This window comes from Lactococcus sp. LG606 (assembly GCF_017309645.1).
GTDB classification, from domain to species: Bacteria; Bacillota; Bacilli; order Lactobacillales; family Streptococcaceae; genus Lactococcus; species Lactococcus petauri.
Genome location: NZ_CP071301.1, coordinates 663,158 through 676,623, shown reverse-complemented (window position 1 = coordinate 676,623; position 13,466 = coordinate 663,158). Strand labels below are relative to the sequence as shown.

Below are 13,466 nucleotides of genomic sequence, written 5' to 3'. Positions count from 1 at the left end.
TCTTCTATTGTTGTCTAAAAATTAGGTAAAGGACTACCAAGTCCATTGATTGCATGCATTATAGCATAATTAGGGATTCCTGAAAAGATAAGGAAACTGATCATAACGGCATTAAAAGTGATAAATATTGCAGCTCCACGTGTCCACATATTATCAGGAATATTCCATTTGTGCTTCTTCTTCATTCGCTTCCAGGCATCATAAATGATCATCAGGCAGGCATGATAAACACCATATAAGATATAGTACCACGTTAAACCATGCCAGCATCCCATAATAAACATGTTTACTAAGTAACCCACGTTTGAGATGGTCACCATATTTTTGGACCACTTTTTAACCATAATCCACTTTACTAAACGCATAAAAACAAAGTCTCTGAACCAGAATGATAAAGAGATATGCCAGCGTTGCCAAAAGTCGTTAATATTTTTGGCGAGAAAGGGTTTATTGAAGTTAATAGGAATTTTATATCCCATAATCAAAGAAACGCCCATCGCAAAAAGAGAATAACCTGCAAAGTTGAAAAAGAGATAAAAACCGTAAGCGTACATGCTCCCCATCATATTCCACAAATTGGGATGCAATGTTGCTTTTATCGCTAAATCATGCAGAAAATAATGTGAGATCAGATAAGAAATGATGAAATTATATAGGAATCCTTGGAAAATATAGAAAATTCCTTTTCCTAAATACTCTGAATACTTATCTGTCAGTGGCGCTTCTAGCTCTTTTTGGAAACGTCGGAAACGATCAATTGGCCCTGACGAAATGGTGGGAAAGAAATAAAGAAAATAGAGATATTCCTTTAAGGGAACTTCTTTAATCAGGCCATCGCGTAACTCAAGAATTACACTTACAGTTTTAAAGGTCACATAAGATATTCCTAAAAAACCAAGGATAGATTGTGGGTGCATCGGGTCCAATAAGGGTGTCACCTTAACGATTATTAAAGGTAGTAACGATGCAATCACTGCTAAAACGAACACCCAGGTTTTGTTTTGGAGTTTTCGATAGTGCTCGTAAAGCTTGATTAAAGTTGTTTCAAAAATCCCAAAACCCAGAAGGGACCAAAGACTGACTTTACCGCCGAAACTGATCCAGAGAAAGGCAATGGTCAAGATGACTTGATAGCCCATCCATTTTTTTCCGTAGGCGTGTGCCATGACAAGTGGAAGCAGTGCTAACCCTAAAATCACAAAATAAAAAGGTGTTGCATATGGTTCCACTAGTTCTTACCTCCAAGGACTTGTTTGGTTAAGGCCTTTCGGTCAATTTTTCCATTGGGAGTAAGTGGGAAATCATCAAGATAAATGAATTTAGTCGGCATCATATAATCCATAATCGTATTTGAAAGTTGTGCCTTTATTTTTTTATTAAATGCGCGTTCTTCAGCCTTAGTTTCAAAACTTAGAGAAGAATGGATGACTGCTATTAATCCTGTTACTTTATGTGCGGCATTTTCTTGAGGCACCACTAATGCTTTTTCAATCTCAGCAATTTCATATAAATGAGCTTCGATATCCTGCAACTCAATCCTAAAACCATTGAATTTTATTTGAAAGTCGATACGACCATTATAGTTAAGGACCGAATTTTCATCAAAATAGCCTGAATCTCCTGTATGATACGCCTTCTTGCCTTCATACTCAAAGAAGACTTCTGCTGTCTTCTCCGAATTTTCAAAATATCCCTGTGCTACAGAATCCCCAATAATAATAATTTCATCATCAATGATTTGAATTTCAACTCCTGGCTTTGCAGTGCCAATAGGCAAGCGCTTATAGTCATGAAGGATTGTTTTATCAACTTGAATACTTGTAATAGCACCTGTAGCTTCGGTTGGTCCATAAGTGTTCCAAACTTTTGCATGTGGGAACTTTTCGAGCAACTTTGATGCTGTTTTGTGCGTTAATTCCTCGCCACAAAAAATAAATTGCTGTAAATCTGGATGATTTTCTTCAACAAATGATGGATCAAGCAGGCATATTTCGATAAAGGATGGAGTAGAAACCCAGGTATTGATTGTACTTGAATTAAGTCGTTCAAAAAGTTTTTTGAAATTCGTTGTATCCTCTTGACTAAGTGAAATCAAGGTCCCACCTGTTGTCAAGCTAGGATATAAACTGAAAATTGATAGATCAAAGCTATATAGTGCTTGAGACAGAAAGTGATTATTTTCGATTATAGAAAAATCCTTATTCATCCATTTAGTGAAGCTAAGTAAGTTATTATGTGTTACTGCGACACCTTTTGGAAGTCCCGTTGTGCCCGAAGTATAGATAATGTAGTTAATATCCTCTCCGTTCACAGCTTGACGACTGTCAATCTGTGAAAAATCGAAATCGATATTTTCTTGGTATTCAGTATAAGATATTCTTGATGTAAAAAGTTGGGAAAACTTCTCTTCAAGTTCCACTGTATGTATGACTAAAGAGGGGTTTGCGGCTTGTTTAATCAGCTGCGTTCTCTCAAAAGGTGTATGGGAATCTACAGGAATATAGGCCCTCCCTGTAAGCGAAACACCGAGTAGTGTAGCTAATGATAAAAATCCGTTTTTACCAAATACAATAATTGGACGTTGGGAGATGGGCATTGCAGATATTTTTTGAGCTACCTGTGATGCTGCATCAAGCAATTGACGATAAGTATAATCTTGGTCGTGTTCGACTATCGCTAAACGCTCCGGATATTTTGTTGCTCCGGATAAAATTTCGTGAAAAATGTTCATGACATCTCCTTTCTAAAATTCGTTGTAGATAAAGTGTGCGCCTCCTGTTTTACTATAAGAATAAAGATAAAGTAGAATTAAAATAACTACGAAGTAAAACAGTGTCTTTCCCAAAAAGATGAATAATTTTTTATATTTTCTATTCATAATATATGATTGTACTATAATTAAATTGTCTGTAAACTTACATTTTGGTAAGTTAAGTTGAATGGTAGAAAACCTTCTCGATATAGTCTTGTGCTGCAGGCATTTTACAAATCGAACCATGAGAATAGCGTTCTCCTGGGCTATTTGTATAGGTGAATTTTTCCGTTATATTGCCATTTTTTTCAAAGAGGTTATAAACAGAAAAGAGATCCGACCACGGGAGAACGCCATCAAAGTCAGATCCGACAGGCGTATCTAAAGCCATGAGATAGACATGGATGCCCTTATCCATTTTTGAATAATTTTTCTCAAAATAGTTATAATCAGCGCTTTTGTTTTCGGGACCATTTTGATACAGGCTTTCCATGGTCTCGTTGGTTCTTAATTTTTCTTTGCGATTAAATTCACCATCTAAGGCAACAAACTTTTTAGCGGGAGGTAAATTTTTATCTTGCGAGTAATTGATCAAAAACCGCATAGCTCCACCTGCTCCCGAAGAATAGCCTAAAATATTATACCAAGGGACATTATAGTGTGCCGCTAGATATTCTATTGTAGCTTTTATCGCATACTGATAGATTTCGTGATTATTTGTTCCATGATCTGTCCCAACAGCAATAGCTGGATATTTATTACTAGCATCAATTTTTCCAGTAATTCTTAATTTATATTTGTTTCCTGTTTCTGCAATTACAGTGAGGCCTGGTTTTGCGGCATTATTTTTATTGGTTACTGCTTGAACTAAATGACTGATGTTGTTTTTAGGACTGCCACTTGAGCCAGTAACATACAATGTTGGGTAAATGGTAAGCTCTGACTTTAGTTGCTCTTCCGTTTTTTTAATCACGCGCGTACTTGGCTCGCCAGGGCTTGCCTTGGTCTGTTGATAATATAAAGCAACACATAAAACTCCGATTACCGCAGCAATAAAAACAAAAAATGTCACACCTAACATATCGATTCTTTTCTTTCTCTTCTGCGCTCTTTTTTTCATATGTACTCCTTATATTTAAGCAAGCTTCAATCTCTCGAGCTAAGAAATATCAAACTCTTATACTCATTTTTCTTTCTATTTTATCTTTTTTTGCTTAACTGATTCCTTACTTTTTTGTAATAAAAGAACGGTCCTAGAAGACCGTTCTTTAGTTAAAAATATTAGCGGATTTGACCATTTCCGTCAATTAGATATTTACTTGAAGTCAAAGCTTCTAGTCCCATTGGCCCGCGTGCATGGAGTTTTTGAGTGGATATCCCAATTTCAGCACCAAGTCCGAAGACAAAGCCATCTGTAAATCGTGTCGATGCATTTACATAGACTGCTGCTGCATCAATCTCCTCTTGAAATTTTTGAGCATTAAAGTAATCTTTAGTTACGATACTTTCTGAATGGCGACTCGAATATTGATTAATATGTTCAATTGCTTCATCTAAATTGTCAACCGTTTTAACTGACATAATATAGTCTAAGTACTCTGCACCAAAATCTTCTTCTTGAACGGTAATTGCTAAGCTTCCAGCACAAGCTTGGAGAATTTTCAAGGCACGTTCATCCGCTCTAAACTCAACCTCATGTGCTTTTTTCAAAGCTTCCTGCAATTTAGGTAAAAATTCAGCAGCGATTTGTGCATGTACCACGAGACTTTCAGCAGCATTACAAACACTTGGGCGCTGTGTTTTAGCATTGACGACTATTTTTGTAGCCATGTCTAAATCAGCAGTTTCATCAACATAAATGGTACAGTTTCCAACTCCCGTTTCAATAACAGGAACTGTTGCTTTTTCTTTTACACGGTTAATCAATCGAGCAGAACCTCGAGGAATAAGTACGTCTAAAAATTGATCAGCCTGCATCATCTTTTCTGCTTCTGCATGACTGGTATCCGTGAGAAGCTCTACGGTACTGGAGCTAATTCCTTGCTTATGTAAGCTTTCTTTAATAATTTCAACTAAGACTGTATTAGAATGTATGGCGTCTGAACCACCGCGTAAGAGAACACTATTCCCTGTTTTAAAACAAAGTGAAAAGGCGTCAATTGTCACATTTGGGCGGCTCTCAAAAATCATCCCAACCGTACCGAGTGGCACACGTTTTTGGACAATTTTTAGCCCATCAAGATTTGTGAATCCTTGTAAAACTTGGCCGATAGGATCAGGTAAGTCCGCCACTTGACGTAACCCAAGTGCCATATCCGAAATTCTTTCTGGCGTCAATCGTAAACGATCTACCATAATATCCGAAATGCCATGTTCTTTTGCTTTAAGTAAGTCCCTCTCATTTTCAAAAATAATCCGGCTTGTGTTTTGAATGAGAGTATCTGCTAGGAAAAGCAGAAAGTTGTTTTTTGCTGCAGCAGATAGTTTTGCTGCTTCTTTGCTTGCTGCTTTGACTTTTACTCCTAAATCTTCAATCATTTTGCTTCTTCTTTCTCAATTTTTGGGTGAAAATAAGTCCCGATTTCCTGTCCAGCAATAATATCCTTTATTTCACGGATGCGTTCACCATTGGTCAGAACCATCTCCTGCTTGTTCTCAAATAAAATTTCTGCAGCGGCAAGCTTAGAGGTCATTCCGCCTGTACCAAAACGACTCCCTGCTCCTCCCGCCATTTGTCGTAATTCATCTGTAATGTCATGGATTTCTTTAAATATTTTAGCATCATCATAAATATTGGGGTTTTTATTATAAAGTCCATCGATATCAGAAAGCATAATGAGTAAATCAGCATCCACAAGCTTTGAAACAATCGCTCCCAGCTTGTCATTGTCGCCAAATTTTGTTTGGTGATCCATTTCATCGACAGCTATAGCATCATTTTCATTGATAATAGGGATGATTCCCAGAGAGAGCAGCGCATTCAAGGCATTTTCAGCATTATTTGAGCTCAGTGGAAAATCGGTAACATCCCGTGTTAATAAAAGCTGTGACACTTTTTGAGAATAACGACGAAACATTTGCGTGTAAAGACTCATCAACTCTACTTGACCAATACTTGCTAAGGCTTGTTGCTGTGCAATATCTTTTGGACGTTCATTCATCCCAAGAACGTTTAACCCTGCTCCGATAGCTCCTGAAGTTACTAAGATAACTTCATACCCCTTATTATTTATATCGGATAACACAAAAGCCAGTTCATCTATATTTGATAAATTTATCTTCCCATTCGGTAAAATCAACGAGCTTGTACCAATTTTTACTACGATTCGTTGTGCTTTTAGTATATTTTTTCTTGTCATAATGCTTAATTATACCAATATCTGAGCACAAATACACTTATATACCTCAATTATTGCAAAAAATTAGAAAAAACCACACGATCGAGACCCTGTGGTTAAAAGAAATACTTTAATCTTTCCTTTTAAAGATGTAAAAAGCTAAAGCAAGAAAGGCAAGTGTAGCTGATGCTAAGATTATCCCAAACTGTCCTGAGCCTCCTGTATAAGGTAAGACAAAATTTTTAGCTAAAAGGACATTAATCGTTATGTCACTAGTGCCAGAGAAATGCGCAGTCTGTAGCTCCGCAATTGTGGAATAAATCTTGGTATCTCCAGGATACTGATACCCTTCAATAAAGTATCCATTTGGCGCTGTCGCTTTTGGATCTGTAAGTGGCGCGCCTGTTAACACACCTGTTTGGACAATGTCAGCAGGGGCAGCCGGTGGATTAGATATACTTGGATCGTATGTGTAGTGCCAACTTATCTTATTTGCAATAGGTGTATAAGTAATCACGAAATTATTTGCTGCTGCTCCTTCTTTAAAAGTATTGGCTTGAGTCGCAGTTGTTAATGGCGTAGTTGTTTTAATTACTGTAGAGCTCGCAACAGCATTGGAATCCGATGTGTATGTTATTCCATTTGGTGCACGCACAGCCACAGAATAGCCACTAAGAGCCTTATCATTTGGAGGAGCTACAAAGGTCTGGTAATTGTTTCCCGGAGAATTTATGCCCGATGTGTCTCGCGCAATGGTGTCACCGAAGCCACCATTAGAAGTTGCTTGACTTGGAAGATTCCCATAAATCTGTCCGGCATTTCCATTATAACCTGGTGTAATATTGGCCCAACCATAAGTATAGTTTGCAATTTCCGCATTTGCTGTAAGCATAGCCATTACGTTATTATCAAATGCCCCTTGATTATTAATTATGGGAGCTGCACTTAAAGATGAGGTTCCAAAATACATTCCCCCATTTTGCTGAGTTATCGCTGCTGTGAGCGCCAAACTAATCGATACATAATAAGGTGTAGGTGTATTAGCTGCTCCCGTTTCCGGATTTGTCTGATCAATCCAAGATGCCCCCTTGTTATTCATCACAGCAGAATAATGATATCCTGTCGGGGCAGCTCCTAATCCACTTATTGCGAGTGGTGCGCCAGTCAAGCCTTTTTGGCTATAAGCATTGGGTGGGAAAGGTGGTACATTTCCAAAATTTGTAAACGCATAGCCATAATTAATATAAAATGTTTGCTCCTCTGCACTCAAAATGACTTGAAAATCATTTGTGGAAGGCATGTAAACATCAGGTGTCGTTGTGTTCGAAGTCGTACCAAATACATTATTAACCGCTGCTAAAGCTGCAGCCAGTGTGCTGTAGATTGTGCCGTTGGGTGCCTTATAACCCGAGATATAATAGCCTTTGGGTGCTGCAGATAATGTTGGCGCTGTTAGAGCTCCTCCAACGGTTCCTTGCTCTGATACACGTGCCGGAAGTTGCCCAAGTAAAGTACCAGCTATCCCGTTTTGTCCAGGAACATTCGCCGCCCATGCATAACTAAAATTGGCTTGTGCAGGAGATACAAGGTTAAATTCAAGCTGGGCGGAATTTTGATAGCTGGTAATTTCTGCTGCTGTAGGAATTTTTTGACCAGTAAGCTTGTTTAAGTCTGCTAAATTACTATGAAAAGTTCCAGTTACTCCAAATGCACCACTTGTAGGACTTGCCAGCAGACTAGCAGCTCCGGTACTATTGTAACCGTTAATGGCGTAAGCTGAAGGTGAACTTGCATTTAGCACAAATGTCATTGCACTTGCGTCCGTTCCTAGGATGCTACTTCCAGATGTTTTACTTGTATTAAGCCGAACATGTTTCGCAGAATTTAGCGTAAAACTGTCAGTAGCAGCCAATGTTCCTAAGAAAGCATTTGAAGTATTCCCTGTACTATAGTCAAAACTCGCCCCCTGCCCAATCGTTGTTTTAAAAGCGCCACCAGTAGCATTATAATCAAAGAATCCGGGTGCAGTTATCGTTGTACTAGAATTAACACCATAATTCATTGTAATCGATGACATGCCGGTATTGCTATAAAAATTATTACTACTTGGGCCAGCCATGTTGAGCTTTAGAGTGCCATTATTATTTATCGTAAAAGTGGGTGTATTATCAAGATAAATAAAACCACGTCCAGTTGAACTTCCCGTAAAATCTAAAGTCGCTCCTGCCGCAACATTTATTGAAGCCGCGGATTGAGCCCACAATGGGGCATTTCCACCGGAGCTGTGTTTAATTGTTGTAGTTCCATCAAGGACATTAATCCCTGTACCTTCCATGAATTCCTACCCCGAATTATAGTTAAAGTAATTGGTTCCAGAGAAATTAACAGAACTTCCAATATTATAAAAAGGTTGTCCACCAGCTCCCCAAGTTGTTATAGTCCCTAAATCTTGGACAACATTTTTGTAAGTTATACTTACTCCCGAGATATTTGTTGCACTAAAGAGACCATAATAGTAGTTGTATACTCCTGTTACCGTACCTACTCCTAAGGGACTTGGTACAGTAGTGCTATTAGTCGTCCCTGTTGATACGATACGTTCATTTTGAAAAGTTATGGTGTTCCCTACAGAAGGTGTAATAACGGCAGCTCCTGTATTGTATAGAGCATGGCCGCCCATATCAAAAACTAAAGTTAAGTTTAAAGGCAATACTGCAGTAACGCCTAAGGTCAAATCGTTTGCTGCTTTTATATAAAGTGTAGAACCGGGAAGTGCTGTGGTAGCTAACGTATTGATATCATTACCTGCTGTGATAAGATTCCAAGTTATACCAGTACCATCCGTTTGTTGAGAAATGGAAGCCTCAGCAGAAAGAGTCCCCAAAGAAGGCATCCAATTCACAACAGGTGACAATGGACTAAGTATAAAGAAGGTGAGAGCATATAAAACCAGTTTAAAATATTTGTGTAATGCTTTGCTTTTCCTTCTATTATCCTTTCTTCTTATTTCCTTATAATATTTGTAGCCCAAACTTAAGTCACCACAATCACTTTTGCTCATTTTCTTCAAATAAATTCACCTCCTTCCCCTAAATTCACTTCGTTTGTGTACTTTTTTCTTTACGATTAAGAACAAAAGCAACAATAATCAAAAGAAATGCCCCACCAAGTGCGATAAACCATGAGATTTTTTCACCCGTATGTGGTAAATCATGTCTGTACTGAATTTGTTTTGGCTTGGGAAAATTTTGTGTAGGTTGCTTTTCAGTCTTAATAAGACTAGATTTGGGATATATATAAATCTCTTCTAGGCTATCTGCTGTTGGGAAATCAAGCAAAACAGGCGCTTGCGGATTAATAAGCCCTGCAGCACTATTGGCTTGCTCAGTTAGGATGTATTTGCCGTCACCTAAACGTGTATTTGCGATACCTTCTTTATTTGTCACGAGTTTTATCGGATTGCCCACTTTTGTGTAGCTTGAGGGGTCCATTACTGCTAAATCATCCTTCTCCGTAATTTGCTGTACTGTATAGCTTATATCAGCTATGGGTTGAAGTTCCTTACCTTCATTATCAATAATGATATTGTTAATTTTTAAGCCGGTATTAAAGCTTTGATCAGTAGAAAATCCATGAGACGCCGATGTGAGTCCATATTTTACAATGATTATATTTTGAGAATGTCTTTCCGCTGCTTGAATTGGCGCATTATTCCATCTCAATAAAATAATTGAAAAAAAGAATATAAGAGCCAATAGTCGTCTTTTTTTCATGTGGATCCTCTCTAGAATTTATTCTTTTACCATCACCTTAATTAAAATACAGTTTTCAGGAAGCTGTTTTGTATTTAACCGCTCTTGTAACAGGTGCTCCGCTGTCTTTTTAAACTCAAGATATGTTGTGTTTTCTAAGTGTTCATCTGTTTTATTAAATTCATCTGCATCTATGATTTGAGTAATTTTTATCTTTTGTTTTTCAGCTTTCTTACTCTTATTAACACTCTCCCACTGTTGGTCATCTACTTTTGCAAAATATTGACGTTTATCAGACTCAAGAGCCTCTGCCGCAATGAGTGTAATTTTATCTTTTAAGCGGTACTTTCTACTTCCCGGAGGAAGTGGCGCAATAATAATTTCTTGTTTGCCTTTTTGAATCGCATCGAACTGTGCTCTATCGATTCGCATATTATAGTTTTTAGCACCCAAGACATTGCGTAAAACAAGCCCCAATGCACACAGCGCTAACAGACTTGCAAGAAGCATCACCCAGAAATTGTAGCCATATTTATTACGTTGAATGTGCTCTTGTGGATTCAATGTATTTGTAGCAACTCTTCTTCCTGTAACAAGTAGGCGTTTATTGTTAATACCTGTTGGCCAGCATGTAACCAGTGTGACCAAATCCTTTCCCGGAATGACATTAATAGCATCCGTATCTTCGGGATTTACAATTTTTCGCTCAAAAATCTCGTATTTTAATGTTTGATCTAAGACATGAATGTAGAAAACATCCTTCATTTTCAAGTCTTCCAAATCAGAAAATAAGGTATTATTAATATGCCCAGAATGTGCTGATAATACAGCATGTGTATTTTCCCCACCAATGGGTAAACTTGTCTGTGGGATATGACCTACACCTGCTGCTAATGTTTCTTCACTATCGCCACTATAAACAGGGATGTTCGTAACCTTAATTTGTGGAATGGAGAGATAAGCAATAACTTTATCATTGTTAGTCACCAACTGCTGCTTATAATCTGGTACTGCTTTATTCCAGCTTTGGTATTGACTTTTGGCGTAAATATACTGATTATAAATAGTTGCTTCATCTTTGAGATGTTTTGCTTGGGCTGGATCTATTGTTTCAACGCTATTGGTATATTTTTGGATTGTCGTTTTATTTTGTTGCGCGACCATATAGTTCACAAAGATAGGATAAAATAAAAGACCCAAAGCAAGAATCAACAGAACAGTGGAAATAATATTGCGCAGTGAAAATCGGCGTTCGCTTTTTCTATCTGGACTTTTATCACGCATGTGCTCCTCCTGCATGGTAGCCATATTTTACTATTTTGAATCTACCTCTACTTCTTGTTTCTTTTTACGAATAACCATTGCTGCAAAACCCGCTGCTCCTGCTACTAATACCACGGCGACAATTCCTGCTCCACCTGTAAATGGAAGTGGGAATGGTTTATTATTCACAATATCATTATTATGCGCAGTAGGTGTTGTTGAAGCATTGACCTTTGTTACATTGGCAGCTGTCGTTGCTGTTGGTAATTGGAAACCATCAGGAGCAATCACTTCGACCGCAAAATAGTTGCTTGTGTTTTCTGTGTCTGTGTTGGTGTCAACAAGGTTAAGACCAGAAAAAGTAGCGACTCCTGAAGCTCCTGTTGTTTTGACAGCAATTGTTCCGTCAGCTTGTGTCACGAAAGATGCTTTGTCTGTTGATGAGTAGGCTGTCGGTAAACTGGAAAGATCTGAAGAAGAGCCATTAAAGCTTGAGGCATGTTTTTTAACCAAGGCCTCAGCCGCGGCTGCATCTTTTGCTCTTACCAGCACAAATGTAGCTGGAGATGAAGTAATTGCTGAAGTCCCATCCGTTTTCGTCAGTTGGACACCACCAATATTTACAGTAGAATTTTTAGGTGTTGAACTGAGATCGACACCGTAAGCATTGATGATTGTTGTTTTGGCATTATCTTTATATGACCCCGCTGTAACACTACCTGATACTGTCGTAGGAATGTAGAGGTTCATATTTATTCTACCTGTTGCTGCATCTAGTAGACCAGCTACTTTTTTCATGCCATCATTTGTTAAAGAAACTGAAACCACTTGATTCGTAATGTTCATTGTATAATCTACTTCAGGTGTTAAAGCTGTTGTACCCGCCTTAAGCGTTGGAATACCGATTGTGAATCCTGCTGGAATCGTATCTTCAATCGTAAATTTTGCTTTAACATTATCTGCGATATCAGGCGAAGTCACTGTATCAGAAGTATTGACCCATTGTTGATTTATCAAAGCTTGTATTGACGTTCCAACCGACCTTGTTTCCGGCTGCTGCTGTCGTTGTATTCGCAGCGTCACTCTCATTTGTATCAATTAAAGTTGTCGTATCTGCATTGGGTGATACAAGTTCATTAGGCGTTTTTCCGTTGTAGTTATCATCAGCGTTTGTAGCAGCAATATCAAATAAGTTTTTATATTTCGTCATATCCTGCTTCGGATAGACATTCAGTGGACCTTTATTGGTTGTATCGGAAGTATTAACCGTCACAATAAAATCCTTAACGGTCTGGACACCACCAACTAAAGTCATTTGATGAAAAAGCCAATAACCATCAGTAAGTCCCGTAAAGTCCGTCATACCATTTGTATCGGTTTTCTGAATTTTTCTTGTTGAAGCATCGGCTGTAAAGGCTGAAGATACAACATCACCTGTACTGTTAACCATTGCAGAAGCAGCACCAGTCGGTGTAATTTTAGTTGCAGAAAACTGAACGTTCGACATTGTTAAGTTATTTGTCGCCGTAGATGTTGAAGATTCACCTGCAGCTTGTTGTGTACCGTCATTATTCCCGATAGCATTTCCCGTAGCGGCAGCACTTGAAGGTCCAGCCTGTTGTGCATAAATAACAACCTCACCATTAGAGACCTGATTTTTAATGGTGGTCGTTACGGCCTCCACAGCTGATTGAGAAACAATCATGTTTGAAACTGCAGCAAGTAACACCACAGAAGCTAAGGTGAACTTTCTTTTCCTTGTATTAATTTTCTTATCCTTCTCCAATCTTTTGGTGTGATAGCGCTTTATATTTTAATTGTACAGAATTGTCAGAACAAAAGCGAATTAATTGCTTAAACATTTATTAATATTAAACAAAATAAAAAAATAATGCAGTAGGCATTATTTTTGTTTTATAACTTTATCTTCTCTAGCGCTTTTGGCGGAACACTTCTTTCTTCTACAATATTCCAACGTACAATCTTATCGTAATTTACGTGAGCCATGATGTATACACCTTCACGTAATGAATCTGCACGTAAACGTAGATCTTTGATTTCCCCTTTACTATTAGAGGATTTGAAGAAATAGACGTATTCACTTTCTGAATCAGAAGTGCTTCTGGTCACAGAACTCGTCTTGTTTTCCAAAGTAACTTTCGCGTAATAGTCAGTCGTGTTTAAAATATGTTTTAAAGCAAAATATCCTCCACAAAAAATAATTGATACAACAGTTAACCCAATAAATCTTTTCATATTTTCTCCAATAGTCTTATTTATTTATAGTATACTAAAACATAAATACATTTTTAAGAGCAATTTGAACATTCATGTTTTTGTGTTTATTATAAGTAATAAAAG

The 13,466-nt window shown here is 37.9% G+C and carries 13 protein-coding genes; all 13 read right to left on the bottom strand.

Translation table 11 applies throughout. From position 1 onward, the window contains the following. Nucleotides 1-14: 14 nt before the first annotated feature. The 13 genes from dltB to J0J35_RS03310 all read right to left on the bottom strand — a co-directional run bounded on the left by dltB (nucleotide 15) and on the right by J0J35_RS03310 (nucleotide 13,361). Nucleotides 15-1,229: a D-alanyl-lipoteichoic acid biosynthesis protein DltB gene (gene dltB, locus J0J35_RS03360; RefSeq protein WP_206917766.1), complete on the bottom strand. Its 1,215-nt coding sequence runs from the start codon at nucleotides 1,227-1,229 to the stop codon at nucleotides 15-17. Continuing rightward, entirely contained in the window at nucleotides 1,229-2,731 is a 1,503-nt protein-coding gene (gene dltA / locus J0J35_RS03355) for a D-alanine--poly(phosphoribitol) ligase subunit DltA (protein ID WP_206917764.1), read from the bottom strand. Before dltA ends, dltB begins: the two co-directional genes overlap by 1 nt. 12 nt (nucleotides 2,732-2,743) lie before the next feature. Next, the gene (locus tag J0J35_RS03350) at nucleotides 2,744-2,878 is read right to left on the bottom strand and encodes a teichoic acid D-Ala incorporation-associated protein DltX (protein ID WP_080567254.1); all 135 of its coding nucleotides are present in this window, start codon (nucleotides 2,876-2,878) and stop codon (nucleotides 2,744-2,746) included. Nucleotides 2,879-2,930: 52 nt separating this feature from the next. Further along, a complete protein-coding gene (locus J0J35_RS03345; protein WP_206917761.1) occupies nucleotides 2,931-3,872 on the bottom strand; it encodes an alpha/beta hydrolase in 942 nt (313 codons plus the stop codon). Nucleotides 3,873-4,033: 161 nt separating this feature from the next. After that, nucleotides 4,034-5,290: a glutamate-5-semialdehyde dehydrogenase gene (locus J0J35_RS03340; RefSeq protein ID WP_206917759.1), complete on the bottom strand. Its 1,257-nt coding sequence runs from the start codon at nucleotides 5,288-5,290 to the stop codon at nucleotides 4,034-4,036. Further along, complete coding sequence (gene proB / locus J0J35_RS03335; protein WP_206917757.1) at nucleotides 5,287-6,111, bottom strand: glutamate 5-kinase; 825 nt, start codon at nucleotides 6,109-6,111, stop codon at nucleotides 5,287-5,289. The genes J0J35_RS03340 and proB overlap by 4 nt, the downstream gene beginning before the upstream one ends. Before the next feature lie 109 nt (nucleotides 6,112-6,220). Next, nucleotides 6,221-8,425 (bottom strand): LPXTG cell wall anchor domain-containing protein, encoded by a 2,205-nt coding sequence (locus J0J35_RS03330; RefSeq protein ID WP_242534068.1) that lies wholly within the window; start codon nucleotides 8,423-8,425, stop codon nucleotides 6,221-6,223. 6 nt (nucleotides 8,426-8,431) lie between these two features. Then, a complete protein-coding gene (locus tag J0J35_RS11575; protein ID WP_242534066.1) occupies nucleotides 8,432-9,160 on the bottom strand; it encodes a hypothetical protein in 729 nt (242 codons plus the stop codon). Nucleotides 9,161-9,185: 25 nt separating this feature from the next. Then, entirely contained in the window at nucleotides 9,186-9,863 is a 678-nt protein-coding gene (locus J0J35_RS03325) for an LPXTG cell wall anchor domain-containing protein (protein ID WP_206917755.1), read from the bottom strand. A gap of 18 nt (nucleotides 9,864-9,881) precedes the next feature. After that, complete coding sequence (locus J0J35_RS03320; RefSeq protein WP_206917753.1) at nucleotides 9,882-11,126, bottom strand: class C sortase; 1,245 nt, start codon at nucleotides 11,124-11,126, stop codon at nucleotides 9,882-9,884. A 30-nt stretch (nucleotides 11,127-11,156) separates the two neighbouring features. After that, the gene (locus tag J0J35_RS11570) at nucleotides 11,157-12,122 is read right to left on the bottom strand and encodes a SpaH/EbpB family LPXTG-anchored major pilin (RefSeq protein ID WP_242534065.1); all 966 of its coding nucleotides are present in this window, start codon (nucleotides 12,120-12,122) and stop codon (nucleotides 11,157-11,159) included. After that, nucleotides 12,091-12,891: a hypothetical protein gene (locus J0J35_RS11565; protein WP_242534063.1), complete on the bottom strand. Its 801-nt coding sequence runs from the start codon at nucleotides 12,889-12,891 to the stop codon at nucleotides 12,091-12,093. The genes J0J35_RS11570 and J0J35_RS11565 overlap by 32 nt, the downstream gene beginning before the upstream one ends. 128 nt (nucleotides 12,892-13,019) lie before the next feature. Continuing rightward, nucleotides 13,020-13,361, bottom strand: a complete 342-nt coding sequence (locus tag J0J35_RS03310) for a YxeA family protein (protein WP_019292288.1) — start codon at nucleotides 13,359-13,361, stop codon at nucleotides 13,020-13,022. Between the last annotated feature and the right edge of the window lie 105 nt (nucleotides 13,362-13,466).

What these genes read in the sequence shown, in the direction of transcription:
- J0J35_RS03310 (WP_019292288.1), bottom strand. Translation starts at nt 13,361, where the DNA reads ATGAAAAGATTTATTGGGTTAACTGTTGTATCAATTATTTTTTGTGGA.
- dltA (WP_206917764.1), bottom strand. Translation starts at nt 2,731, where the DNA reads ATGAACATTTTTCACGAAATTTTATCCGGAGCAACAAAATATCCGGAG.
- J0J35_RS03325 (WP_206917755.1), bottom strand. Translation starts at nt 9,863, where the DNA reads ATGAAAAAAAGACGACTATTGGCTCTTATATTCTTTTTTTCAATTATT.
- J0J35_RS03345 (WP_206917761.1), bottom strand. Translation starts at nt 3,872, where the DNA reads ATGAAAAAAAGAGCGCAGAAGAGAAAGAAAAGAATCGATATGTTAGGT.
- proB (WP_206917757.1), bottom strand. Translation starts at nt 6,111, where the DNA reads ATGACAAGAAAAAATATACTAAAAGCACAACGAATCGTAGTAAAAATT.
- J0J35_RS03340 (WP_206917759.1), bottom strand. Translation starts at nt 5,290, where the DNA reads ATGATTGAAGATTTAGGAGTAAAAGTCAAAGCAGCAAGCAAAGAAGCA.
- J0J35_RS03320 (WP_206917753.1), bottom strand. Translation starts at nt 11,126, where the DNA reads ATGCGTGATAAAAGTCCAGATAGAAAAAGCGAACGCCGATTTTCACTG.
- J0J35_RS03330 (WP_242534068.1), bottom strand. Translation starts at nt 8,425, where the DNA reads ATGGAAGGTACAGGGATTAATGTCCTTGATGGAACTACAACAATTAAA.
- J0J35_RS03350 (WP_080567254.1), bottom strand. Translation starts at nt 2,878, where the DNA reads ATGAATAGAAAATATAAAAAATTATTCATCTTTTTGGGAAAGACACTG.